The 2,910-nt window shown below is 75.1% G+C and carries 2 protein-coding genes and 1 pseudogene; 2 read left to right on the top strand and 1 reads right to left on the bottom strand.

Annotation, left to right across the window (positions count from 1 at the left end):
* Nucleotides 1-313: 313 nt before the first annotated feature.
* Nucleotides 314-1,315 (bottom strand): hypothetical protein, encoded by a 1,002-nt coding sequence (locus ACFP3R_RS37145; protein WP_380643664.1) that lies wholly within the window; start codon nt 1,313-1,315, stop codon nt 314-316.
* A gap of 150 nt (nt 1,316-1,465) precedes the next feature.
* Between ACFP3R_RS37145 and ACFP3R_RS37140 the strand changes: the two genes are divergently transcribed.
* Both ACFP3R_RS37140 and ACFP3R_RS37135 read left to right on the top strand, forming a co-directional pair.
* Nucleotides 1,466-2,239, top strand: coding sequence for a deoxyribonuclease IV (locus ACFP3R_RS37140; RefSeq protein WP_380643662.1), 774 nt, complete (start codon nt 1,466-1,468; stop codon nt 2,237-2,239).
* Nucleotides 2,236-2,910: pseudogene (locus ACFP3R_RS37135) on the top strand (hypothetical protein); the annotation flags it as partial. The gene ACFP3R_RS37140 and the pseudogene ACFP3R_RS37135, both read left to right, overlap by 4 nt.

Below are 2,910 nucleotides of genomic sequence, written 5' to 3'. Positions count from 1 at the left end.
GCGGCGCGCGAGGCCCCGGGTGGCGCGCCGATCCGGCCGTCGCTCGTGACCGGGGTGTCGGGGAAGGGCGGCGCGGTCGCGGCGGGCGCGCGGGCCCCGCCCACCGCGGTCAGGGCCGCGGCGAGGGTGAGTGCGGACAGCGCGGCGAGGGTTCGTCTGGCCATCGGATCCCCTTCGGGGTTCGCGGAGGTGACGACCCGTAACGCTCCCAGTGCACAGCGTGATCAATCTGCGGGCGAACGCAGCAACCGCGGCCCGCCCGGTTGGGCCTTCCGGCGACTTGAGCACCCCGGCGCGGGGCCGGGACCACCGCTCAGGCGACCGCTCGGCGCAGCACCCAGGTCCGCACCAGCGCGCCCGTGACGCAGGCCAGCATCAGCACCGCGAGCAGCACCGGGGCCGCGACCCCGCCGCCCATCCGACCCACACCGGGCAGCGCCCTGGCGTGACCGGCGGTCTGCACGCCGTCCGAGTCGCCCGCGCTGGGCAGCTCGTAGCCGGGCCGGTAGCCGTCCACCCCGCCGCCGTAGCGCACGCCCGGCGACGGCGCGTACTGGCCGGGCACGGCGAACGGCAGGGAGCCGTAGCCGAACAGCGGCACGCGGCCGAAGTTCCCGCCCCACGGGTTCGAGCCGTACAGCGGCACGTCCAGCGCGCCCACGCCGCCGACCGGGGTGAACGGGCTCCGCGTGCCGCCGGGGGTGCCGGTGCCCGGGTTCGTGCCCGGCTGACCGGCCGGGGGCGGCGTGCCACCGGGGGCGGGGGTCGGTGTGCCGCCCGGCCGGGGCGGCACGACCTGGCCCACGGCCTGCTCCGAGGCGTCCGCGAGCGCCTTCGACCCGTCCTGGACCGGTGCGGCGACCCCGTTGACGACCTGCACCGCGACGCCGCACAGCCGGGTCAGCTCGGTCCGCACGGAGCCGGTCAGCGTGGTGATGACGGGACCGAGCAGCGGCAGCTTGTTCAGCTCCGCGTTGACCCTGTTGGCGATCTCGCCGCCGGGGATGACCGAGTCGCCCGCCTGGACCGCGCCGATCGGGATCGGCGGCAGCGCGGTGAACGCCCGCTTGAACGGCTCGGCCAGCGGCGGACCGAGCAGCGGCACCGCGCGCACCAGGTCGACCACCGGGTCGAGCACCGCGGCCGGGCTCAGCGCCACCGGCGTGCCCGGCGCGCCCCGCACCGTCGTCGCGCAGCTGCCCACGACCACCGGCTCCGCGGCCGCGGCCGTCCCGGCACTCCCCACCACGCCCGCCGTGCCGGCCGCGAACACCACGGCGACCGCGCCGAACAGCCGGGTGAGCCGGGTCCGCATGTGCTGCCTCCTGGTGCGCCGCACGCCGTTTCCTACTTACAAGTAACGAGCGTAGGTCCTGATGGTGACGCGAACCACCCCCGGGACCGAACGATTTGCTCATCGGCGGTGGCGGCCGGGTCGTTGCACGTCCCCACTACCCTGCACACCATGCGCATCGGGGCTCACGTTCTCCGCGACGACGATCCGCTCGGCGCGGCCGCCGAACGCGAGGCCGAGGTCGTCCAGCTCTTCCTGGCCGACCCGCAGGGGTGGAAGGCGCCCCCGGCCCACCCCGGGGCCGACGACCTGCTGGCCTCCGACCTGGACGTCTTCGTCCACGCGCCCTACGTGGCGAACGTGGCGTCGCTGAACAACCGCATCCGCATCCCCTCCCGCAAGCTGGTGCTCCAGCACGCCGAGGCCGCCGCGAAGGTCGGCGCCCGGGGCCTCGTGGTGCACGGCGGCCACGTGACCGGCGGCGACGACCCGCTGGACGGCGTGGCCAACTGGCGGAAGATGTTCGAGCGGCAGGCCGAGAAGGGCGGGTTCCCCACCCGGGTCCTGATCGAGAACACCGCGGGCGGCGACAACGCCATGGCGCGGACCTTCGACATGCTGGCCCGGCTGTGGGACGCGGTCGGCGAGTTCGACGCCGGGTTCTGCCTGGACACCTGCCACGCGTTCGCCTCCGGCGAGGACCTGGTGGGCATCGTCGACCGGGTCAGGGCCATCACCGGCCGCATCGACCTGGTGCACCTGAACAACTCGCGCGACCCGTTCGGCTCCGCCCGCGACCGCCACGCCAACATCGCCACCGGCACCATCGACCCCGAGCAGCTCGTCGCGGTGGTCGCCGCCGCGGGGGCGCCGGTCGTGGTCGAGACACCGGCCGAGGGCCAGGCCGCCGACATCGCGTTCCTCCGCGAGCACCTGGGTCGATGAGCTCGTCGCGGGAGGCGGCCGTGCCCGGGCGCGCGGACGCCGGACCGCGGGCGCCGGGGTTCGGCCGGGTCGCGCTCGCCGCGCTCGTGCTGCTGTGCGGCCTCACGCTGTTCGCGGGCTTCCTCAACAAGGACCGCTGCACCGGCCCGGAGTTCGACGCGTGGGGCCGCAGCGCCCCGGACTACGAGGAGCGCAACAAGGCCGACGTCTGCTACTCCGACGTCCAGCACCTGTGGATCGGCCGCGACGTCGACCGCCACGTGTTCCCGTACGTCAACGGCGACATCACCAGCGGGGGCGTGCTGGTCGGCGGGGTGGTCGAGTACCCGGTGCTGACCGGCCTGCTGATCTGGATGGGCGCGTTCTTCGCGCACACCGACGGGGCGTTCCTGCTGTTCTCGGCGCTGCTGATGGCGCCGTTCGGCCTGGCCACCGGGTACCTGCTCGGCAGGCTGAGCCGGTGGCGGGCGCTGATCTGGGCGCTCGGCCCGCCGCTGGTGCTCTACGCGTTCCACAACTGGGACCTGCCGGTCGTGTTCTGCGCCGTGGCCGCGGTGTACGCGGTGCACCACGGCCACGGCCGGCGCTACCGGCCGCTGGTGGACCGGGAGGTGGTGCTCGGCGCGGTGACCGACGCCGAGGCGGTGCTCGCCGCCGTCGGGGAACGCGTC

Origin of the sequence: Saccharothrix lopnurensis, assembly GCF_042658445.1 — a bacterium.
Lineage (GTDB): Bacteria > Actinomycetota > Actinomycetes > Mycobacteriales > Pseudonocardiaceae > Actinosynnema > Actinosynnema lopnurensis.
The sequence above is the reverse complement of the archived record's forward strand: the minus strand, read 5'-3'. Positions and strand labels throughout refer to the sequence as shown.